The sequence below is a fragment of the Actinoplanes sp. NPDC048967 genome (assembly GCF_040649415.1).
GTDB lineage: Bacteria > Actinomycetota > Actinomycetes > Mycobacteriales > Micromonosporaceae > Actinoplanes.
The window spans coordinates 1,173,680-1,194,658 of sequence record NZ_JBEZFL010000001.1 but is presented as its reverse complement, the minus strand read 5'-3'; the positions used below and the strand labels follow the sequence as shown (position 1 = coordinate 1,194,658).

The window sequence follows — 20,979 nt, the reverse complement described above, 5'->3', positions numbered from 1 at the left end:
TCCCGGCACGCCGTGCGGGGCGTCGGAAGGTCGTCTAAGGTCGATCTCATGGGAGTCCGCACCTGGATCGGGCACTGGCCGGTCTACCGGCAGCTGACCGGCACCGACCCGCTGGGCCGGGGCGCCGCCGCCCAGTCCGACCGCTCGAAGGCGCTCACCGCGCGCACCGAGGCGGCCGACTCCATGGCCCGGTCCGTGTGCCCGTACTGCGCGGTCGGCTGCGGGCAGCGGATCTTCGTCAAGGACGGCCAGGTCGTCCAGATCGAGGGCGACCCGGACAGCCCCATCTCCAAGGGCCGGCTGTGCCCCAAGGGCTCGGCCAGCAAGAGCCTGGTCACCAGCGACCGCCGCCAGCAGAAGGTGCTCTACCGGCGTCCTTACGGCACCGACTGGGAAGAGCTCGACCTCGACACCGCGATGAGCATGATCGCCGACCGGGTGCTCGCCGCGCGCGAGCAGACCTGGGAGGACGACGACGCCGAGGGCCGCCCGCTCAACCGCACGCTCGGCTTCGCCAGCCTCGGCGGCGCGACGCTGGACAACGAAGAGAACTACCTGATCAAGAAGCTCTTCACCGCCATGGGCGCACTACAGATCGAGAACCAGGCCCGTATTTGACACTCCGCCACCGTTCCCGGTCTGGGAACCAGCTTCGGCCGTGGCGGGGCCACCGGATTCCTCCAGGATCTGGCCAACGCGGACTGCATCATCATCCAGGGCTCCAACATGGCGGAGGCCCACCCGGTGGGCTTCCAGTACGTGGTGGAGGCGAAGAAGCGCGGCGCGAAGATCATTCACGTCGACCCCCGGTTCACCCGTACCAGCGCGCTGGCGCACAGCTATGTCCCGGTGCGGGCCGGTGCGGACATCGCGTTCCTGGGCGGGATCGTCAACTACATCCTGAGCAACGAGAAGGACTTCCGCGAGTACGTGGTCGCGTACACCAACGCGTCCATGATCGTCAGCGAGGACTTCCAGGACACCGAGGACCTCGGTGGGCTGTTCTCCGGCTACGACCCCGAGACCAACGCGTACGACCAGACGTCATGGGCGTACGAGGGTCAGGAGGACGACGAGTCGGCCACGCAGGACGAGGGCGAGTCGCACACCGACCGGGAGACCGCCTCCGGCCTGGAGCAGGAGTCGCACGGCCCGCCGGTGCCCGCCGACGTGCCCCGTGACCCCACACTGCAGCACCCCCGCTGCGTCTACCAGATCCTCAAGCGGCACTACGCCCGCTACACCCCGGAGGTCGTGGAGCAGGTCTGCGGCGTCCCCCAGGACAAGTTCCTGGAGGTCTGTGAGGCCTGGACGGCCAACTCGGGCCGGGAGCGCACCACCGCCCTGGTCTATTCGGTCGGCTGGACCCAGCACAGCGTCGGCGTGCAGTACATCCGCACCGGCGCGATCATCCAGCTGCTGCTGGGCAACATGGGCCGTCCCGGCGGTGGCGTGATGGCGCTGCGCGGGCACGCCAGCATCCAGGGCTCCACGGACATCCCGACCCTGTTCAACCTGCTGCCCGGCTACCTGCCGATGCCGCACTTCACCCAGCACGAGACGTTCCGGCAGTGGGTCGACGCCATCCGGCACCCCGAGCAGCAGGGCTTCTGGGCCGAGGCGGAGTCGTACGCGGTCAGCCTGCTCAAGGCGTACTGGGGCGACGCGGCCACGGCCGGGAACGACTGGGGTTACGGCTGGCTGCCCCGCCTGACCGGCGACCACGGTACGTACCAGCAGGTTCTCGACATGATCGACGGCAAGATCAAGGGGTACTTCCTGCTCGGGCAGAACCCGGCCGTCGGGTCCGCGCACGGCAAGGCCCAGCGCCTCGGCATGGCCAACCTCGACTGGCTGGTGGTCCGCGACCTGTTCATGATCGAGAGCGCCACCTTCTGGAAGGACGGCCCGGAGGTCGCCACCGGCGAGATCGTGCCCACCGAGTGCAAGACCGAGGTGTTCTTCATGCCCGCGGCCTCGCACGCCGAGAAGGAGGGCACCTTCACCCAGACCCAGCGCATGCTGCAGTGGCGCGAGAAGGCCCTCGACCCGCCGGGCGACTGCCGCTCCGAGCTGTGGTTCTTCTACCACCTGGGCCGCCTGGTCCGGGAGCGCCTGGCCGGCTCGACGCTGCCCCGCGACCAGGGCATCCTCAACCTGACCTGGGACTACCCGCTGCACGGCGAGCGTGGTGACGAGCCCAGCGGCGAGGACGTGCTCAAGGAGATCAACGGCTACGACACCGCCACCGGCGAGCTGGTGCCCAACTTCACCTCGCTCAAGGCCGACGGCTCCACCGCCTGCGGCTGCTGGATCTACTCCGGCGTCTTCAAGGACGGGGTCAACCAGGCGGCCCGCCGCAAGCCCGGCTCGGAGCAGGACTGGGTGGCCCGCGAGTGGGGCTGGGCCTGGCCCTCGGACCGGCGCACGCTCTACAACCGCGCGTCCGCCGACCCCGACGGCAAGCCGTGGTCGGAGCGCAAGAAGTACGTCTGGTGGGACGAGGAGGCCGGCGAGTGGACCGGCTACGACGTCCCCGACTTCGAGAAGACCAAGCCGCCGTCGTACCGGCCCCCGGAGGGTGCGACCGGCGTCGAGGCCATCTCGGGTGACGACGCGTTCATCATGCAGGGCGACGGGAAGGGCTGGCTGTACGCACCCAGCGGCCTGATCGACGGTCCGATGCCCACCCACTACGAGCCGGTCGAGTCGATCGTGCGCAACCCGCTCTACCAGCAGCAGGCCAACCCGACCCGCAAGCTGTACGAGCGCGCCGACAACCCGACCAACCCCAGCGCCCCCGAGCAGCACTCCGAGGTCTTCCCGTACGTCTTCAGCACCAGCCGGCTCACCGAGCACCACACCGCCGGGGGTATGAGCCGGCAGCTCGCTTACCTGTCGGAGCTGCAGCCGGAGATGTTCGTCGAGGTCTCCCCGGAGCTGGCCGCGGAACGCGGGCTCGAGCACCTGGGCTGGGCGCACATCGTGACCGCCCGGGCGGCGATCGAGGCACGGGTGATGGTCACCGACCGGCTCACCCCGCTGCGCGTCGACGGCCGGGTCATCCACCAGCTCTGGCTGCCGTACCACTGGGGTGGCGAAGGGCTGGTCACCGGCGACTCGGCCAACGACCTGATCGGCATCACGCTCGACCCGAACGTGCTCATCCAGGAGAGCAAGGTCGGCACCTGCGACATCCGGCCGGGCCGCCGCCCGACCGGACCGGAGCTGCTGGAGTACGTCGTCGGCTACCGTCGGCGGGCCGGGCTCGCGCCGGACCACCACACCCCCATGCTGACCCGGAACGAGCCGGAGGAGCCCGGATAATGGCCGGACCGAACAGCCTCTACGGCCCGTTGGACCCCGCGCCCGACGCGGGTTACGTCGACGCGCCACCGCGGATGGGCTTCTTCACCGACACCAGCGTCTGCATCGGCTGCAAGGCGTGCGAGGTGGCCTGCAAGGAGTGGAACCTGATCCCGGACGACGGGTTCAACCTGCTCGGTCAGTCGTACGACAACACCGGCGGCCTGACCGCGAACTCGTGGCGCCACGTCGCGTTCATCGAGCAGCCGGTGGCCGACCGCGGTGCGTCGACGGACACCCCCGGCGTGTTCGCCGGCCTGCCGGTCGGCCCGTCGGTGAGCGCGCACACCGCCGTGGTGGCGGCCGGCAGCAGCCAGGACCAGGGCACCGACCCGGGGATCCCGCCCGCGGTCGACGCGCTGGCCGCCGCGGCCACGATCACGGCCCCGAACGGACCGCAGTTCCTCGGCATGCCCGGCTCGGACCTGCCCGGCCGCACCATGGACGCGCCGCGCAGCGACTTCCGCTGGCTGATGATGTCCAACGTCTGCAAGCACTGCACGCACGCCGCCTGCCTGGACGTCTGCCCGACCGGGTCGCTGTTCCGCACCGAGTTCGGCACGGTCGTGGTGCAGGAGGACATCTGCAACGGCTGCGGCTACTGCATCCCCGCCTGCCCGTACGGCGTGATCGACCAGCGCAAGGACGACGGCCGGGCCTGGAAGTGCACGATGTGCTACGACCGGATCGGTGACGGCATGACCCCGGCGTGCGCGAAGGCCTGCCCGACCGAGTCCATCCAGTACGGCGAGCTCGACGAGTTGCGGGCCCGCGCCCAGCACCGCGTGGAGAAGCTGCACGAGCAGGGCGTCGACTCCGCCCGCCTGTACGGCGAGAGCCCGGACGACGGCGTGGGCGGCGACGGCGCGTTCTTCCTGCTGCTCGACGAGCCCGAGGTGTACGGCCTGCCCCCGGACCCGATCGTGACCACCCGCGACCTGCCGGACATGTACAAGCGGGCCGGGCTGGCCGCGCTGGCCATGGCCGCCACGGTGATCGCCTCGTTCGTCGGACGGCGCGGATGAGGCCCCGCGAGGAGGCGGAACGCCCCCGCGACGACTCGGTCAGCCCGCCGCCCGCGGGACGGCCCGGCAGCGGCCTGGCCCGCGACGAAGCTCCCGGCGGCCCGGTACGCGACACCGCCCGCAAGGGACGCCGGCGGGGCGGCGGCCGGGGTGGCGACCGGTCGATGGTCCCGCCGGCGGAGTTCCGCTCCTACTACGGGCGGCCGATCGTCAAGGCCGCCGTGTGGCATCACGACATCCCCGCGTACCTGTTCACCGGTGGTCTCGCCGCGGGCTCCGCGCTGCTGGCCGCCGGCGGTGACGCCACCGGGCGCCCGGCCCTGCGCCGGGCCGGCCGGGTCAGCGCGCTCGGCGCGGTCCTGGCCAGCACCTACTTCCTGGTCAACGACCTGGGCCGGCCGGAACGCTTCCTGCACATGCTGCGGGTGGCCAAGCCGACCTCACCGATGTCGATGGGCACCTGGATCTTCAGCGCCTTCGGTGTGACGGCGGGCGCGGCGGCGGTCGCCGAGGCGGCTCCGTTGCTGCCGGACAGGGGAGTGCTCGGACTGGCCCGTAAGCTGCTCCCGCCGGTGGGCACGGCCGGGCAGTACGGCGCCGCTGTGGTCGCGCCGGCGCTGGCGACGTACACGGCGGTGCTGCTGGCCGACACCGCGACGCCGAGCTGGCATGCGGCGTACCCGGAACTGCCTTTTGTCTTCGCGGGCAGCGCGCTGGCCAGCGGGGCCGGGGTGGGTCTGCTGGCGGCCCCGGCCGGTCAGGCCGGCCCGGCCCGGCGGATGGCCGTGCTCGGGGCGGCGATGGAGCTGTACGGGGCACACCGGGTGGAGACGACCAAGGGCATCCTGAGCGAGCCCTACACCGAGGGCAAGGCCGGCAAGCTGTTGCGGGCCGGCCGGACATTGACCGCGCTCGGGGTGGCCGGGGCGGTTCTCGGGCGCCGCAGCCGGGTCGTGTCGGCGCTGTCCGGGCTGTCGCTGCTGACGGCCTCGCTGGCGACGCGGTTCGGCATCTTCGAGGGCGGGCTGGCGTCGGCCCGGGATCCGAAGTACACCGTGCTGCCGCAGCGGGAGCGGCTGGCGCGGCAGGCGGCGGCGAACGGCGGCGACGGCGGCGCGAAGACCCAGCAACCGGGGTAGCGCCTCAGCCGATCCGGCCGATCAGCATCCGCAGCAGCTCGTCCCCGGTGACCTGCCACTTCTCCGCGGTGAGGTGGCCGCTGTTCTCCATCGCGATGATGCCCTGCACGCCGGCCATCACCAGCGCGCCGATCGGCCGGGCCCGCTGCGGATCGCCGATGACGTCCGCGACGATGGCCAGGAACTGGTCGTGCGTGCGGGAAACCGCGGCGACTGCCTCGGGGTGCTCGGCGGTCGGCGCGGAGAACATCAACGCGTACGCGTGCGGGCGGCGCCGGCCGACGTCCATGAGCCCGGCCAGGGCCAGCTCCAGGCGCTCGGTCGGCGGCCGGCTCCGGTCCGCGACCAGCGTGTCGAGCTGCTCGCCGACCGCCTCCCAGCTCTTGGTGGCGACGGCGGCGAGCAGGTGTTCCTTGTCCGGGAAGTGGCCGTAGGGAGCGCCCCGGGACACCCCGGCCCGGGCGCCCACCGCGCGCAGCGTCACGGCGTCGACGCCACCCTCGTCGAGCAGCTCGGCCGCCGCGTCGACCAACGCGCGCCGGGTCGCCGCCGCGCTCTCCACTCTGCTGACCATGCCGACAACTTACCTGACAATGTCATTCGACTCACTTGACAATGTCATCTGAGTGCGTAGCGTAGGCCATATGACAACGTCACACGAAGAGCTGGTCCTGATCAGCGGCGCCTCCACCGGCATGGGCGCGGCCACCGCCCGCGAGCTCGCCCGCCGCGGCTACCACGTGCTCGCGGGGGTCCGGCGCGAATCGGACGCCGACGCGCTGCGCGCCCCGAACCTGGAACCGGTGATGCTCGACATCACCACGCCGGCCCAGGTCGAGGCGGTCGCTCGCCGCATCACCGACGACCCGGAGCGACGATCGCTGCGCGCGGTGGTCAACAACGCCGGCATCGCCATCAACGCGCCGGTCGAACTCCTGTCGATGGCCCAGTGGCGGGAGCAGTTCGAGGTCAACTTCTTCGGGCATGTCGCGGTCACCCAGGCCGTGCTGCCCGCACTGCACTCCGCCGGCGGCCGGGTGGTCAACATCAGCTCGATCGGCGGCAAGGTCGCGATGCCGACCTACGGCGCGTACGCCGGAGCGAAGTTCGCCATGGAGGCGATGAGTGACGCCTTGCGCCGGGAGCTTGCCCCGCACGGTGTCCAGGTGGTGGTTGTCGAGCCGGGTGGCGTGCGTACGGAGATGGCCGGCCACGGGGCCGAGCGGGCCAACGACATCATCGCCGGGCTGTCGCCGGTCGAGCGGGGGCGGTACGAGGGGCTGTTGCGGGCGATCGTCAGCCACGCCACGGCGTTCACGAAGGCGGGGCTTCCGGCCGAGGCGGCCGGGCGGATCATCGCCGACGCCGCGACAGTGCGCCGGCCGCGGACCCGCTACACCATCGGGCGGGACGCGGCCGTGCTCACCCGCCTTTCCCGCGTGCTTCCCGATCGGGTGCTGGACCGCCTTCTCGCCGCCGACCTGCGCTCGCATTTTCCCAAGGAGCAGCCCGCAACCGTGGCGGGGTAGGCGCGACCGCACGGCGGCTGGCCGGGTGCGATCCGCACCGCGGCGGTTGGGGTCAGCGGACCAGCAGGGTCGTGCCGTCGCCGCGGGCGGGGAGCAGCTCGCCGACGATCGGGTAGCCGGGCACCTCCCCGGCCACCAGCAGCCCGCCGGAGGTCTGCGCGTCCGCCAGCAGCAGCAACTCGTCCTCGGAGACGCCGTCCGCATCCAGGTGCGGGCGTACCCAGTCCAGGTTGCGCCGGGTGCCGCCGCTGACGTACCCGGCGGCCAGGGCGTCCCGGGCACCCTCCAGATAGGGCACCGCCGCCGCGTCCACCCGGGCGGTCAGCTTGCTGGCCCGGGCCAGCTTGTGCAGGTGCCCGAGCAACCCGAATCCGGTGACATCGGTCGCGCAGACGGCCCCGGCGGCCAGCGCGGCCTCGGAGGCGGCCCGGTTGAGCCCGGTCATCGCGGCGACGGCCTGGGGGAAGACCTCCCCGGTGTTCTTGTGCCGGCTGTTGAGCACCCCGATGCCCAGCGGCTTGGTGAGGGTCAGCGGCACACCGGCCACCCCGGCGTCGTTGCGCATCAGGTGATCGGGGTCGGCGATGCCGGTGACGGCCATGCCGTACTTGGGTTCGGGGTCGTCGACGCTGTGTCCGCCGGCGACGTGGCAACCGGCCTCCCGGGCGACGGCCAGACCACCGCGCAGCACCTCGGCGGCCAGCTCCATCGGCAGCAGATCCCGCGGCCAGGCCAGCAGATTGACCCCGACGACGGGCGCGCCGCCCATGGCGTACACGTCGGACAGCGCGTTGGCGACGGCGATCCGCCCCCAGTCGTAGGCGTCGTCGACAACGGGTGTGAAGAAGTCGGCGGTGGCGACGACGGCGACCCCGTTGGCGATCCGCACGACCGCGGCGTCGTCGCCGTCGTCCAGCCCGACGAGAAGCTCACCCGGCCCGCGCGGCGCGGACTCACCCATCAGGCCGGAGACGACGGTCTCCAGCTCACCCGGAGGAATCTTGCACGCGCAGCCGCCGCCGTGCGCGTAACCGGTCAGCCGTCGGCTCTGTGTAGACGTCACCATCGCACTCTCGCACGATCACCGGCATCCCGCCGAGCGGGGCGGCGGCGGGCGGCCTAGGGTGATCGACGGAGGCGTTCAGGTGGCTGGTGCCCCTCCCGGTCTTCAAAACCGGTGTGGCCCGGTATCCGGGCCGGGCGGGTTCGATTCCCGTCCGCCTCCGCTCCCCAGCATGAACTGAGCCCGTACCGGCGTGCGGGCACTTGATCGTCTGAGCTGAGAAAGTCTTGCCTCAGACGTTCTCGCCTCGTACGGTCTCTTCATGTCTTCTCTTCCCGCCGCGCACCCACCCGCGGACATGGCCATCTACCACTTGCCGACCGGCACGTACGAGACCCGGGCGGCTCTTGCCGTCCGGGGCGGGTCGTTCCGCGACAAGCGCCAGTTCGCCGCATCCGCGGTCCTGGTGCGGCACCCGGACGGGGACCTGCTGATCGACGCCGGCTTCGGTGCCGACGTCGCCGCGCACATCAAGCTGCTGCCCGCCTTCGTCCGGGCGCCCTATCAGGTGGGCCGGACAGTGCGGGAGCAACTCGACGCCGCCGGCTACAGCCGCGACCGGCTGGCCGGGGTGCTGCTCACCCATTCGCACTGGGATCATTCGAGCGGCCTCGACAGCCTGCGAGGCACGCCGCTCTGGATGAATGCCGAGGAGCAGCGGTACGCCGCCGAGGACCCCGACGGCAAGGTGTTCCGCCTGGTCTCCCGTGGCTACGACATCCGCGAGTACGCCTTCCCGGACGGGCCGTATCTCGGCTTTCCGTCGAGCTACGACGTGCACGGCGACGGCTCGGTCGTCATCGTGCCCGCGCGCGGCCACACCGAGGGCTCGGTGATCGTCTTCGTGACCGGGCCGGCCGGCCGGCGGTACGCCTTCATCGGCGACCTGACCTGGCAGATCGACGGAATCCGCCGGCGGGCCGAGCGGCCGTGGCTGATGAGCAAGCTCGCCGACAGCGACCCCGGCCAGGTGCGCCGGGACCTCGACCGCATGATCGCTCTCGACGGCCTGGTGCGGATCGTCCCCGCGCACGACCTCGGCTCCTACGACGGCATCCCGCTGCTGGTACCCGAGGGCGCCGGTCGCTCCCGCTGACGACGTACGGTGCTCGCATGCCCAGCCCGCAACCGCCCGGGGACGTCGGCCCGCGTCCCACCGCCGACTCCGAGATCACCTGGCTGCTGCACCGCGCGGCCCAGCGCATGCGCGCCGCGACCGGTGACGTGGCCGAGCAGCACGGACTCACGCTGCGCGAGTACATCGTGCTGAGCGCCCTGCACAAGAGCCCGGGTCTCACCCAGGGCGAACTCGGCAAGACCCTGGGGCTCGACAAGACCACCCTGATGAGCCAGCTCGATCGGCTCGAGCGCCACGGCTTCGTCGTGCGGCACAACGACCCGCGGGACCGCCGGCTGCGCATCCCGGTGATAACCACCGACGGGGACGCTCTGCGCGCGAAGGTCGCCGCCGCCTGCGAAACCGTCGAGTCCTCGGCCCTGACCGGCCTCGACCCGGATGAGATCCAGAACCTGCGGCGGTTGCTCGTCACTGTGATCGGTGACGTGGCGGACCGCGGGTCCTGCCTGTGACCCACCAGGAGCGAAGATGGCATCCCCCCGCGCGAGTGGGGGCTGTCTTGCGGCGGGACGCCACACTCAGTCTATGGGTGAGTTACTCAATGTCACTTCGTTGGTAGTGGCCTTCGCGGCCGTCGCGTTGTCGTCCGTGCTGTCCTGGCGAGCGGTAGCGGTCGCCCGCGATGGCAATCACATCCCAGTCGTCACGGACCTGCTGGCGCCACATCGGAATCCGGACTTCATCCGGAAGGAGAGGCTGGTGCACGAGAAGCTGAAGGAGTTCGACCTGGAAGCCGGCTTCGACGCCCTGCCGGATCCTATGTGGGAGGCGGCTGTGGTCGTCTCGGAGCAGTATCAAATGCTCGGATACCTGGTGGTCTGCGGACTCGCCGATGCGGATCTGCTGGTGCACCAGGTCCGGCACGGCGCGATCCGCACCTGGGTGGCGATCGAGCCGCTCGTCCAGGCGGAAAGGCGGCTCCGCGGAGGCGAGTTCAGTTTTCTGAACTCCTTCGAGAGGTTCGTCGAGATCGCCAGGTCGGTCGACGTGCAGGTGTCCGACGTGGTGGACGGCCGGTGGCGATCCCCGGACGGGCGGTCCGCGGAGCGACGACTTCCCACAGTGACGCGAGCCGGATCGTGAAATGGCGACGGTAGGCCAGGGGTAGGCAACGGGTAGAAGATCGCTTGTGACAATCCCCGCGCAGTGACACGCTTCGACGCGTGCTTGCCGTTGAAGATCAGTCGGGAAATGTCAGCGGACCGGTGCTCATCATCGTTCTGCTGGCGGGCGGGACCATTTACCTCTTCGGTTATCTGCGGGCCGTCCTGCATCGGGCGAACCGCGATTACAAAACCACCAAAGCCGCCGTGGCGCCGCTGCGGAAATCGTTCTGGGCGGCGTGGGTCGCGGCCTTGCGGACCGGTGTTCTCGTGGCGATCGGGCTGGCCCTCATGGTGGCGTGGTTCGTCCGGGACGTGCGCCGCGCCGAGAGCGAGCCGATCCCACAGCCTTCGTCAAGCGTGTCAGTGCGGAAGTCGGCCCGCTGACCGGTGGTGGCGGCAGCGGCGTGAAGGGGCCCGTCGACCGTTCCGCCGACGTGCCGGGCTCCGTCGAAGGTCGCCGCCGCCGGCGCCTGAACGTCGATGAACGACACTTCCCGTCGGCGAACGTGGCATGGGAGAAGTCGATCGTGCTGCCGGTCAGCACGGCATGGTCGAAGGTGACGGACTGGCCGGCGCTGTCCAGCACCGCGCCCTCGGCGGCCTCGCCGTGGCGCTGCTTGCGGTAGGCGACGGTCAGCGCGACGACCGCGCCGACACCGCCCCCCGTGGCCAGGACGAGCTTGATGCTGTCCAGCCGTTCGGCGGCCGTGAGCGGGCGGACGGCCGCCGGCGCCGTGGGGTTCGGCTTGCCGAGGGCGGCCCACAGCAGCACGCCGCGCAGCACGGCGAGGGTGGTCCCCGATGTCAGCAGCAGAGCGACGTGTCCGAGCAGCGACCGCGGTCAGATCGTGAAAGGGTCCGCGCCTTCCGGCTGAGATTCACGAGCGCCAGCATGGCGATCCGGCAGTGATTCGGGGTACCCGTGGCTGCGGGCAGCGCTGCCCGCAGTACGGTGGATCAGCGGCAGGTGACGGAGGAGGCTCGGGTGGCTGAGGCCACGGTTGACCGGCGCAGGCGCGTCCCGCGTACCGATGCGGTCCTGGCCGACCCCCGGCTCGTCGACGCCGCCGCCCGGCTCGGCCGGGCGCCCGTCAAAGCCGCCGTCGTCGCCGCCCAGCAGCGCGTCCGTGCCGGTGAGCTCGACCCCGCCGACGTGGCCGCCGCGGCCTTCGCCGCCCTTCCGGAAACGGCCGGCGGCCTGCGGACCGTCCTCAACGCCACCGGCGTCATCCTGCACACCAACCTGGGCCGGGCCGCCCTCTCCCCGGCCGCGCTCGCCGCCGTCGCCGCGGCCGGCGCGCACACCGACGTCGAGCTCGACCTGGCCACCGGCGTCCGGGCCCGCCGCGGGCGCACCGCGCTGGCCGCCCTGGCCGCGGCCGTCCCCGCCGCCGGGGAGGTGCACGTCGTCAACAACGGCGCCGCCGCGCTCGTGCTCACCGCCACCGCCCTCGCCGCCGGCCAGGAGATCGTCGTCAGCCGGGGTGAGCTCGTCGAGATCGGCGACGGCTTCCGGCTGCCCGACCTGCTCGAGTCGACCGGCGCGCGGCTGCGGGAGGTCGGCACCACCAACCGCACCGCGCTCGCCGACTACGCCGCCGCGATCGGGCCGCGGACCGGCTTCATCCTCAAAGTGCACCCCTCCAACTTCGTGGTCCGCGGCTTCACCAGGGCCGTCGACGTCAGCGAGCTGACCGGGCTCGGCGTGCCGGTCGTCGCCGACATCGGGTCCGGGCTGCTCGCGCCGGATCCGCTGCTGCCGGACGAGCCCGATGCCGCCACCACCCTGCGCGCGGGCGCGGACCTGGTGATCGCCAGCGGGGACAAGCTGCTCGGCGGCCCACAGGCCGGGTTGCTGCTCGGCGCCGCCGGGCTGATCGAGCAGCTGCGCCGGCACCCGCTCGCCCGGGCTCTGCGGGTGGACAAGCTCACGCTCGCCGCTCTGCAAGCGACGCTGACCGGGCCGACGACCCCCACCTGGCAGGCGCTGCGCTACGACCTCGGCACGCTGCGGGCCCGCACCGAGCGGGTGCGGGACCAGCTGGCCGGGGTCGAGCTGGTCGAATCGGTCGCGGTGGTCGGTGGCGGTGGGGCGCCCGAGCTCGAGCTCCCGTCGTGGGCGCTGTCACTGCCCGACCGGTACGCCGCACCGCTGCGGCTCGGTGCCACCCCGGTCGTCGGCCGGGTCGAACGGGGACGCCTCCTGCTGGACCTGCGCTGCGTCCCCGAGGAGCGCGACCCCGACCTGACCCTGGCGATCCGGACCGCGCTCGGACCCGCCGCCCGCGCGCCGGAGAAGGCCGCCGCGGCCGGCACGCCGGGCGAGGCAGCGCGCCGGGACACCGGGGGCCGCTGATGCACGTGCTCGCCACCGCCGGGCACGTCGACCACGGCAAGTCCACCCTGGTCCGCGCCCTCACCGGGATGGAGCCCGACCGCTGGGCCGAGGAACGCCGCCGCGGCATGACCATCGACCTCGGGTTCGCCTGGACCTCGCTGCCCTCGGGCGCCACGGTCGCGTTCGTCGACGTGCCCGGCCATGAGCGCTTCGTCGGCAACATGCTCGCCGGTGTCGGCCCGGTGCCGGCCGCCGTCCTGGTCGTCGCCGCGGACGAGGGCTGGCGGGCCCAGTCGGCCGAGCATCTGGCCGCGCTCGACGCCCTCGACGTACGGCACGGCCTGCTCGTCGTCACCCGCAGCGACCTCGCCGATCCTGCACCCGCGATCGAGCACGCCCGCGCCGAGATCGCCGGGACGTCGCTCGGCACCGTCGAGGCCGTGGCGGTCAGCGGTGTCACCGGCGCCGGGCTCGACGAGTTGCGGGCCGCGCTGGACCGGCTCGTCGCCCGGCTGCCCGCACCCGACCCGGCGGCCGCCGTACGGCTGTGGATCGACCGCTCGTTCACCGTCAAGGGCGCCGGCACCGTCGTCACCGGCACGCTCGGCGCCGGGGAGCTGCGCGTCGGCGACGAGCTGGAGCTGACCGGCGCCCACCGGCCGGTCCGGGTCCGCGGGCTGCAGAGCCTCGGTGCCGCAGCCGTTCGGGTCGGTGCGGTCGCGCGGGTGGCGATCAACCTGCGCGGCGTCGACAAGGACACCATCGGCCGCGGTCAGGCGCTGCTCACCCCCGGCCGGTTCCGGCTCACCGACCTGATCGACGTCCGCGTGCACGGCGATCCCGTGGCCGACCTGCCCGCCACCGTCACCCTGCACACCGGTTCCGCCGCCGTGTCCGCCCGGGTCCGTCCGCTGGGCGCGGACACCGCCCGGCTGCGGCTGCACACGCCGCTGCCGCTGCGGATCGGGGACCGGGCTCTGCTGCGCGATCCCGGCCGGCACCACGTGGCGGGGGGAGTGACCGTGCTCGACGTCGTACCTCCGGGCCTGTCCCGGCGCGGCGCGGCCGCGACCCGGGCCGCCCAGCTGGCGACCATGTCCGGGCCCGACCTGGCCGGTGAGCTGCACCGTCGTCTCCTGGTACGCCGGGCCGACCTGCTCCGGATGGGCGTCGGCGACCCCGGGGACCCGGTCGCCGGCGACTGGCTGGCCGACCCGGCGCACTGGGCCCGGCTGGGGGAGCAGCTGGTGCGGGAGGTGGCCCGGCACGCTGCCGAGCATCCGCTGGAGCCCGGTGCCCCCGTCGAGGCCCTGCGGCACCGGCTCGGCCTGCCGGACCGGGTCCTGGTCGAGGCGCTCGTGCGGCCGCCGCTGGTCACCCGGCGCGGACGGGTCTCCGCCGGTGCCGCCGACGTGCCGGCCGAGCTGGTCACGGCGGTGGAGCGGGCCTTCGACGGGTTGGGCGACCGGCCGTTCGCGGCGCCGGACGCGTACCGGTTGAGCGAGCTCGGGCTCGGCACCCGGCAGCTCGGCGCGGCCGTCCGCGCGGGTCTGGTGGTGCAGCTGGCCGACAATGTCATCCTGCGGGCCGACGCGCCGCGGCGGGCGGCGCAGGTGCTGGCCGGGCTGCCCGGCCCGTTCACGGTCAGCGAGGCCCGGCGGGCTCTGGACACGAGCCGCCGGGTCGCCGTTCCGCTGCTGGAGCTGTTCGACACCACCGGCGTCACCCGGCACCTGCCGGACGACCGCCGGGTCGTCGAGCCCGGCTGAGCTACTCGGGCCGGACGGCCGCTGTGTCGCCCGAGACGGCGTCGACGTCGTAGCCCGCGCGCCGCACCTCGGCGTCGTTCGCGTCCGCCTCCGGGTCGTCGTCCGACCCGAAGTCGACGCCGTCGTCCGGCCCGCCGGTGATGTTCTCGCCGGGCGGGCGCATCGAGGCCGCGTGGGCCGGCGTTCCGTCGGGCTCGTCGGTGGCGCCGCGGTCGGTAACGTGATCGGTCATGCCCTCGGCGTTCCCGCCGGTGACCGGGTCAAACCCGGGCCGGACAAAGGTCACCGGGGCGGACCGGGATCAGACCACCAGCAGGCCGAGCCGCGAGCCGGAGTGGCGCAGGGCCGACATGGCCAGGCCCAGCGGCAGCCGGCCCGGGACCCCGGCGGCCGCGTGCCGGGCCCGCAGCACTTGCGAGGCGTGGCTGGTCGGCAACGGCAGCAACGGATACCGGCCCAGCGCCTGGCGGTTGAAGTGCGTCCGGTGCTCCCCGAAGTGGGCGACGGCCCGCCACTGCGCGGCCGCGGCATGGACATCGCAGACGGTCCCCGGCGGCTCGGGCAGGATGGTCACCGCGGCGAACGGGCCACTGCCGGCCAGCCACCATTCGGCGCCGTCGACGGCGGTCCGGGCCGACGACTCGCACCAGTACGGCACCAGCCCCGACCGCAGCACCCGCCACGGATCGATCAGCCGTCCCGTCTCCACCACGCACTCGTCCCCGCCGCGTCCGGCAGCCCGCAGCCAGGACCGGTACAGATCAGCCACGCAGGCGCTGAGCACCTCCGGCCCGGGATAGAGCACCCGGTGCACCGGCCGGTCCAGGGTCGCCGACAGCCGCCGCAGGTCACGGTCGAACTCCGGCTCACCGGCGGTCTCGGCGTACCGCGGCGGGGTGTCCAGATACGGCGTCGACCACCGGTCGCCGCCGACACTCTCCATCAGCCGCCGGAACGACGGGTTGTCCAGCGTCTGGTCCTCGTGCCGCATCCCGCCCGCCGGCCGGCCGAGCTGGAAACTGTGCCGGTCGGTCAGCTCCAGCACCGGCCAGGTCCGGGTGTCCCGCAGCAGCAGGGCGGTGCCCCCGGGCTCCGGACCGGACCCCAGGAAATCCCGGTACGCCGTGGGCAGCCGTCGCCAGCGCACGTGCAACGTCACTGTCGAACCGCACAGCCGGCCCCGCCCGATCGGGTCGTGCACCTGGCGTACGGTCACGTCCGGATCGGCCGCCAGCATCAGATCGGCGAGCTTGGCACCCCACTCCATCGCCCCGGTCCAGTCACCGACGTCGCCGCCCGGCCACGGCACGGTGAGGGTGAAGCCGGTCGGCAACCAGGGCGCGCCCAGGGCCGCGGCCAGATGCGCCGCACCCCCGTGCGCCGACCCGAGGACCACCGCCGGGTACGGCCCGGCCGGATAGTGCCCGATGATCCACGAAGCCACCGCACCGGCGTCCACCCGGTCCACCAGCTCCGGCGGTACGGCCTCGGCGCAGTCCTCGAACGCCAGCGCGGGCCCGCGCAGCTCCGCCGGCAGGCCACCCCGCCGGCCCAGCACCGGCACCCGGTCCAGGTCCTCGCAGCCACGCTGCCGCAAGGCCCGCGAGACCGCCTCCAGCAACGGCCGCTCGGGCCCGTCCGGGGCGACGGTGTGAGCGGCGGCCAGAGTGGGTTTCGCCGGGGACTCCGTCACGGCGAGGCTCCTTCGGGTAGGGGCGGCGGCACGACGGGAACTGCCGGCGCACGCGGCCGGATACCCTGGTCGCCCCGGATCATTCGGCCGCCCCGCGCCAATCGCCGGACCGACCGGGTCAGCCGTCCACGGTGAGCCGGGAGACCTCGGTCAGGACCGCCCGGATGTCGCCGGTGCGGCGCAGGATGCGGCGCTGTCGTTCGGCGCCGGTGCCCTCGCGGCGCAACCGCTGTAGTCCGGCGCGGACCTCGGCCAGGTCGCCGTGACTCTCCAGGGCCGGCGTGACGGTGCCGACGAGGTCCTCGACCAGTTCCCAGGCCGGCCGAGCGGTGCCGCGGACCGGGTCCAGCAGGGTGCTCCCGACGCCGGCGTGGGCGGCGTTCCAGTGCGCGGCCCGGACGAGGTGGTCCGGGACGCCGGGCGCCGGTACGCCCGCCGTGATCTGCTCGACGGCGGTGGCGACCAGGGCCCGGACCAGGCCGGCGACCAGGACAGTGTCGTCGACGGTCAGGCAGGTGTCGCCGACGCGTACCTCCACCGTGGGCCAGGCCGCGGACGGGCGGGCGTACCAGAGCACCATGCTCTCGTCGAGCATCACGCCGGAGGCGACCATGGTCCGGACCGTACGGTCGTACTCCTCGCCCGACGCCAGCAGCGGCGACGGTCCCAGGCTGGGCCACCGTTCCAGCTGGATCGAACGCCAGCTCGCATGCCCGGTGTCGGCGCCCTCGAACAGCGGTGAGTTCACCGTCAGGGCCTGGACCACGGGCAGCCACACCCGCAGGTGGTTGCCCACCTGGATGGCCAGTTCCCGGTCCGGCACCCCGACGTGCACGTGGCAGCCGCACACCGCGGGGTCGTGGGCGATCGGGCCGTAGTGCCGGCCGATCGCCTGGAACCGCGGGTTGTCGGTCACCGTGCGCTGCGGGTCGGTGATCGGTGTGGCCCCGATCGCGGCCAGCGCGGCGCCCGTGGCGGCGGCCGACTCGGCGGCGGCCCGGCGCAGCCCGACCAGCTGCGCGCGTACCTCGGCCAGCTCGGTGCAGACGCCGGTGACCATCTCCACCATGCTGTGCCGCACCTCCAGCCGGCTCTGCGCGCGGGCGTCGTCGCCGAGCCCGGCCAGCACCTTCTCGGCCGCCGGGGAGTTCTCCCCGGTGACCGGGTCCAGCAGCAGGAACTCTTCTTCCACACCCAGGGTCATGGGCATCAGGGAACCACCGTTCCGAGGGTCGGCACTCGCGGATCAGCCCGGGCGCACGGCGGTGAGGACGACGACGGCGAGGCGCTCCGCGTGCGCGTACGCCGGCCCGTCCAGCTCCTCGCCGTAGACATCCGGGTCCACCTCACGATAGGACCAGGTCAGGTCCGTGCCGGCCAGATGATCGGCGGCGGCCGCCTCGAACGGGTCCTGCCCGTCCACGATGCCGGTCCCACTGAACAGCACCAGGGAACCGCCGGGCCTGAGCCGTTTGGCCGCCGCGTCGATGATCGCCAGGGACAGGTCGTGCCCGTGCTCGCCGCCACCGTCGCGGTAGGCCCGGCCGGCCGGATCGATCATGAACGGCGGGTTCGAGACGATCAGGTCGAAGTCGCCGTCGACGTCGTCGAGCAGGTCACTGCGGCACGGCCGTACCCCGGGGGTCCCGGCCAGTCCGGTGTTGACCCGGGCGAAGCGCAACGCCGCGTCGTTGATGTCGACCGCCAGGACCTCGGCCTCCGGCGCGCGCTTGGCGACGGTGATCGCCCCGGCTCCGGTGCCGCAACCGATGTCCACCGCGCGGCGGACGGGCCGCTCGCGGGCCACGACGTGGGCCGCCGCGGCGTCGGCCATCCGGTAGGTGTCCGGGCCGAAGAAGACCGAGTCGGCCGCGGTGGTCGGGAAGGCCGAGTGCACGAACAGCTCCCCGTCGTACGAGGAGAAGCGGACCGAGCTGCGCCAGGTGTCACCGTCGCGGTCCAGCACACCGGCCGCGTCCATCAGCTCGACCAGCTCGTCGGGCAGCACGCCGGGGCCGAACGGACGGCTCCACCCGAACACGTCCCGCGCGTTCCGGGCCCGGGCGTTCCCCGGGCGGTCGTTGACCCGCTGATGGGTGGCCGGCGTGACGGTGGTGAAGCTGTGGCCGCTGTCCTTGAGGAGGGTTCCGAGTTGCCGTAGTGCGTGGTCGGCGGCGACGTCCCTGGTCGCCACGGCAGCCGTCGTGTCGGTCATGGTCATGGCGGGCGATTGCCCCGCGACGGCCGGGTCATTCGTACCGAAATCGTGCGCCGGCCCAACGAGCATCCCGGGCAATGGTGACGGCAGGTGCGATGACCTGACTCTCTACGACAGTTCGGGCACTGTGCCATTGCCGCCCCGGGCATCGACCACCACGATCGTCGTCGCCAGCGAAGCAGCCCCGGGGAAGGACACCACGACACGTGCAGCCAGACTCCACCGCGAACGGAGCGGGCCTGGACGAGCCCGCCACCGTCGACCTCAGTGGCCGGTGCGTCGGCAACTCGTACATCCTGATCTGCCCCGTCGGCCAGGGCGCGACCGGCACGGTATGGCGCGGCATCGAGCGGACCTCCGGCGAACAGGTCGCGGTCAAGCTGCTGCACGAGGGCCTGTTGCGCCAGCCGAAACTGGTCACCCGCTTCGTGCAGGAGCGCACGATCCTGATGATGGTGCGCCACGAGCACATCGTCGGCGTCCGTGACCTGTTCAGCGCGGGCGAGTCGCTCGGCCTGGTGATGGACTTCGTCGCCGGCGGCAGTCTGCGCGAGCGGCTCCGCTCCGCCGGCACCCTGGCCCCCGCCGAGGCGGCCCGGTTGCTGGCCCAGGTGGCGGCGGCGCTGGCCGAGGCGCACACCCTCGGGGTCGTGCACCGCGACGTGAAGCCGGACAACATCCTGCTCCAGATCGTGGACGGCCGCGCCGACGCGCGGCTCACCGACTTCGGCATCGCCCGGGTCGTCGACGCGGCCGGCCTCACCACCCCGCACGCGATCATCGGTACGCCGCACTACATGGCCCCCGAGGTGATCAGCGGGGCCGACGCGGGCCCGGCCGCCGACGTGTACGCGGTCGGCGTGGTCCTCTACGAACTGCTCACCGGGCACACGCCGTACACGGGTGAGCCGCTCGCCGTGCTCCGCCACCACCTGGACGACGTGGTGGCGCGCCCGCCCGGCGTGTCCGACCCGGCCTGGGCGGTGATCGAGTCCTGCCTCGACAAGGACCCGGACCGCCGTCCGGCCGGCGACGAACTGGCCCCGATCCTGCGGGACCTGGCCCGGATCACCGCCCGCGAGCCCGCCCTGCCCGCACCCCTGGAAGCCCCCGAGCCGCCGCTGCCCAGTCCGGCCGTACGCGCGACCCCACCGCGCCGGGACGCCACTCCGCGCCGCCGCCCGCCGAACCGCCCCCGCAGCTGGGTGTGGGGCCGTTCGGCGGCGATCGTCGCCCTGGTCGCCGGGGCCCTGGCGGTCTCGGGCGTCGGCGGCTACACGGTCTGGAAGTCCAGCGACACCGCTGCGGCGCGCACCAGCGCCGGCGCGGCGCCCGAGAAAGGCCTGGGTGCCGGGCCGAGTTTCGCGGCGCAGCCGGCGCCACCGGGGGTCCAGACCTCTCAGAACCCGGCGTACGGCGGCAGCGTGCCGGGCGGCGGCGGGGCGCAGCCGACCGGTACGGCCGAAGTTCCGGCTCCGGCGTCGCGGGGCCGACGGGCCGGCGCCTCGATCGGCGTGTCCGCGGGCCCGGCGGCGGTCGGGGCGTCCGCGGGACCCGGCGGGGCACAGGCGGAGGCCACCTTCGGGCCGTGGCAGTGCGGCGACGAACTGGACTGGGACATCGGCCACCCGGTGCTGGCCCAGCCGTGCCACGCCGTCGGCGGAGCGATCAGGGTGGTCGGTCACATGCAGGCGGGACCGGGTGTCCAGGCCGACATCTCGCTGTCGGTCCGGGACGTGGCCACGGGCGAGGTGGCCGCGGGGCCCTACACCTGCAAGGCGATGATGTTCACGGACTTCGCGCCGGAACACACCTGCGGGCCGGTCGACCTGAAGGCGCCGCGCGGCCGCCGCTACGTGGTGGTGGAGTCCTGGGAGTACACCGGCCGGTTCCTGCTGCCGGGCGGCCGCGCGGAGGGCCGCGAGTTCACCTGGTGACGCGGAATTGTCGGGGGTGCCTTCTAGGGTCTCCGGCATGGCTGAACGCAGGAACGGCACCGCGGCACCCGGGACGCACAGCGTCGTGCGCACCCAGGAGTGGGACGAGGGCGTCGGCGACGAGAAGAGACACGAGCGCGTCGCCTTCGTCGACCTCGACCTGTGCGAGACGACGCTGCAGGCCGTCGAGTTCCAGGAGTGCACCTTCCGCGACGTGCGGTTCAACTGCTCGGTCCAGACCGACGTCGCGTTCGTCAACTGCACCTTCACCAACTGCTCGTTCTTCGACGCCACGTTCACCCGGTGCAAGCTCGTGGGCAGCATGTTCGACCGCTGCACGTACGACATCATGACGGTCGAGGACGGCGACTGGTCCTTCGTCGGACTGCCCCGGGCGACCCTGGGCACGGCCACCTTCACCGGGGTCCGGATGCGTGAGGCCGACCTGACCGGGGCCCGCTGCCAGGGCGCGACCTTCCGCGGCGTCGACCTGTCCGGCGCCTCGCTGCGCGGCGCCGATCTCACCCGCGCCGACCTGCGCGGCACCGACCTGTCCGCGCTGGATCCGGCGACGACCGAGATCCGCCACGCGATCATCACGGTGGACCAGGCGGTGGTCGTCGCGATGGCACTGGGCCTCGACGTCCGCCCGGCCTGA

General features: G+C 72.9%; 19 protein-coding genes and 1 tRNA gene. 14 read left to right on the top strand and 6 right to left on the bottom strand.

Annotated features, from left to right (window positions below; translation table 11 throughout):
- Positions 1 to 48 precede the first annotated feature (48 nt).
- The 3 genes from fdh (at position 49) to nrfD (ending at position 5,530) form a co-directional block, all read left to right on the top strand.
- Complete coding sequence (gene fdh, locus AB0C12_RS05525; protein ID WP_360544453.1) at positions 49 to 3,327, top strand: formate dehydrogenase; 3,279 nt, start codon at positions 49 to 51, stop codon at positions 3,325 to 3,327.
- Positions 3,327 to 4,391 carry a 4Fe-4S dicluster domain-containing protein gene (locus tag AB0C12_RS05520; protein WP_360544451.1) on the top strand — a complete coding sequence of 355 codons (1,065 nt, stop codon included), beginning with the start codon at positions 3,327 to 3,329 and terminating at the stop codon, positions 4,389 to 4,391. Before fdh ends, AB0C12_RS05520 begins: the two co-directional genes overlap by 1 nt.
- A gap of 164 nt (positions 4,392 to 4,555) precedes the next feature.
- A complete protein-coding gene (gene nrfD / locus AB0C12_RS05515) occupies positions 4,556 to 5,530 on the top strand; it encodes an NrfD/PsrC family molybdoenzyme membrane anchor subunit (RefSeq protein WP_360544948.1) in 975 nt (324 codons plus the stop codon).
- A gap of 4 nt (positions 5,531 to 5,534) precedes the next feature.
- Here the strand turns inward: nrfD and AB0C12_RS05510 are convergent, their stop codons facing one another.
- Positions 5,535 to 6,104, bottom strand: a complete 570-nt coding sequence (locus AB0C12_RS05510; RefSeq protein WP_360544449.1) for a TetR/AcrR family transcriptional regulator — start codon at positions 6,102 to 6,104, stop codon at positions 5,535 to 5,537.
- 70 nt (positions 6,105 to 6,174) lie between these two features.
- Between AB0C12_RS05510 and AB0C12_RS05505 the strand changes: the two genes are divergently transcribed.
- The gene (locus tag AB0C12_RS05505) at positions 6,175 to 7,059 is read left to right on the top strand and encodes an SDR family oxidoreductase (RefSeq protein ID WP_360544447.1); all 885 of its coding nucleotides are present in this window, start codon (positions 6,175 to 6,177) and stop codon (positions 7,057 to 7,059) included.
- A 52-nt stretch (positions 7,060 to 7,111) separates the two neighbouring features.
- Here the strand turns inward: AB0C12_RS05505 and selD are convergent, their stop codons facing one another.
- The gene (selD, locus tag AB0C12_RS05500; protein WP_360544445.1) at positions 7,112 to 8,125 is read right to left on the bottom strand and encodes a selenide, water dikinase SelD; all 1,014 of its coding nucleotides are present in this window, start codon (positions 8,123 to 8,125) and stop codon (positions 7,112 to 7,114) included.
- 67 nt (positions 8,126 to 8,192) lie between these two features.
- Here selD and AB0C12_RS05495 point away from each other — a divergent pair.
- The 8 genes from AB0C12_RS05495 (at position 8,193) to selB (ending at position 14,473) form a co-directional block, all read left to right on the top strand.
- Positions 8,193 to 8,285: transfer RNA gene (locus AB0C12_RS05495), tRNA-Sec, on the top strand.
- Between the two features lie 99 nt (positions 8,286 to 8,384).
- On the top strand, positions 8,385 to 9,218 hold the full coding sequence (locus AB0C12_RS05490; protein ID WP_360544443.1) for an MBL fold metallo-hydrolase: 834 nt from the start codon (positions 8,385 to 8,387) through the stop codon (positions 9,216 to 9,218).
- A gap of 17 nt (positions 9,219 to 9,235) precedes the next feature.
- Positions 9,236 to 9,712, top strand: a complete 477-nt coding sequence (locus tag AB0C12_RS05485; RefSeq protein ID WP_360544441.1) for a MarR family winged helix-turn-helix transcriptional regulator — start codon at positions 9,236 to 9,238, stop codon at positions 9,710 to 9,712.
- Between the two features lie 73 nt (positions 9,713 to 9,785).
- Positions 9,786 to 10,343 (top strand): hypothetical protein, encoded by a 558-nt coding sequence (locus AB0C12_RS05480; protein ID WP_360544439.1) that lies wholly within the window; start codon positions 9,786 to 9,788, stop codon positions 10,341 to 10,343.
- 80 nt (positions 10,344 to 10,423) lie between these two features.
- The gene (locus AB0C12_RS05475; protein ID WP_360544437.1) at positions 10,424 to 10,750 is read left to right on the top strand and encodes a hypothetical protein; all 327 of its coding nucleotides are present in this window, start codon (positions 10,424 to 10,426) and stop codon (positions 10,748 to 10,750) included.
- 127 nt (positions 10,751 to 10,877) lie between these two features.
- Positions 10,878 to 11,276, top strand: coding sequence for a hypothetical protein (locus tag AB0C12_RS05470; RefSeq protein ID WP_360544435.1), 399 nt, complete (start codon positions 10,878 to 10,880; stop codon positions 11,274 to 11,276).
- Positions 11,277 to 11,351: 75 nt separating this feature from the next.
- Entirely contained in the window at positions 11,352 to 12,722 is a 1,371-nt protein-coding gene (selA, locus tag AB0C12_RS05465) for an L-seryl-tRNA(Sec) selenium transferase (protein WP_360544433.1), read from the top strand.
- Complete coding sequence (gene selB, locus AB0C12_RS05460; protein WP_360544431.1) at positions 12,722 to 14,473, top strand: selenocysteine-specific translation elongation factor; 1,752 nt, start codon at positions 12,722 to 12,724, stop codon at positions 14,471 to 14,473. Before selA ends, selB begins: the two co-directional genes overlap by 1 nt.
- 1 nt (position 14,474) lies before the next feature.
- On the opposite strand, the gene AB0C12_RS05455 is transcribed toward selB, so the two are convergent.
- From AB0C12_RS05455 to AB0C12_RS05440, 4 genes are all read right to left on the bottom strand, one after another.
- Positions 14,475 to 14,705 (bottom strand): hypothetical protein, encoded by a 231-nt coding sequence (locus tag AB0C12_RS05455; RefSeq protein WP_360544429.1) that lies wholly within the window; start codon positions 14,703 to 14,705, stop codon positions 14,475 to 14,477.
- 69 nt (positions 14,706 to 14,774) lie between these two features.
- Positions 14,775 to 16,166, bottom strand: a complete 1,392-nt coding sequence (locus tag AB0C12_RS05450) for a hypothetical protein (RefSeq protein WP_360544427.1) — start codon at positions 16,164 to 16,166, stop codon at positions 14,775 to 14,777.
- A gap of 118 nt (positions 16,167 to 16,284) precedes the next feature.
- Complete coding sequence (locus AB0C12_RS05445) at positions 16,285 to 17,376, bottom strand: glutamate--cysteine ligase (protein ID WP_360544425.1); 1,092 nt, start codon at positions 17,374 to 17,376, stop codon at positions 16,285 to 16,287.
- Between the two features lie 36 nt (positions 17,377 to 17,412).
- Complete coding sequence (locus tag AB0C12_RS05440) at positions 17,413 to 18,387, bottom strand: class I SAM-dependent methyltransferase (protein WP_360544423.1); 975 nt, start codon at positions 18,385 to 18,387, stop codon at positions 17,413 to 17,415.
- A 203-nt stretch (positions 18,388 to 18,590) separates the two neighbouring features.
- Between AB0C12_RS05440 and AB0C12_RS05435 the strand changes: the two genes are divergently transcribed.
- Both AB0C12_RS05435 and AB0C12_RS05430 read left to right on the top strand, forming a co-directional pair.
- Positions 18,591 to 20,321, top strand: a complete 1,731-nt coding sequence (locus tag AB0C12_RS05435) for a serine/threonine-protein kinase (RefSeq protein WP_360544421.1) — start codon at positions 18,591 to 18,593, stop codon at positions 20,319 to 20,321.
- Positions 20,322 to 20,358: 37 nt separating this feature from the next.
- Positions 20,359 to 20,979 (top strand): pentapeptide repeat-containing protein, encoded by a 621-nt coding sequence (locus AB0C12_RS05430; RefSeq protein WP_360544419.1) that lies wholly within the window; start codon positions 20,359 to 20,361, stop codon positions 20,977 to 20,979.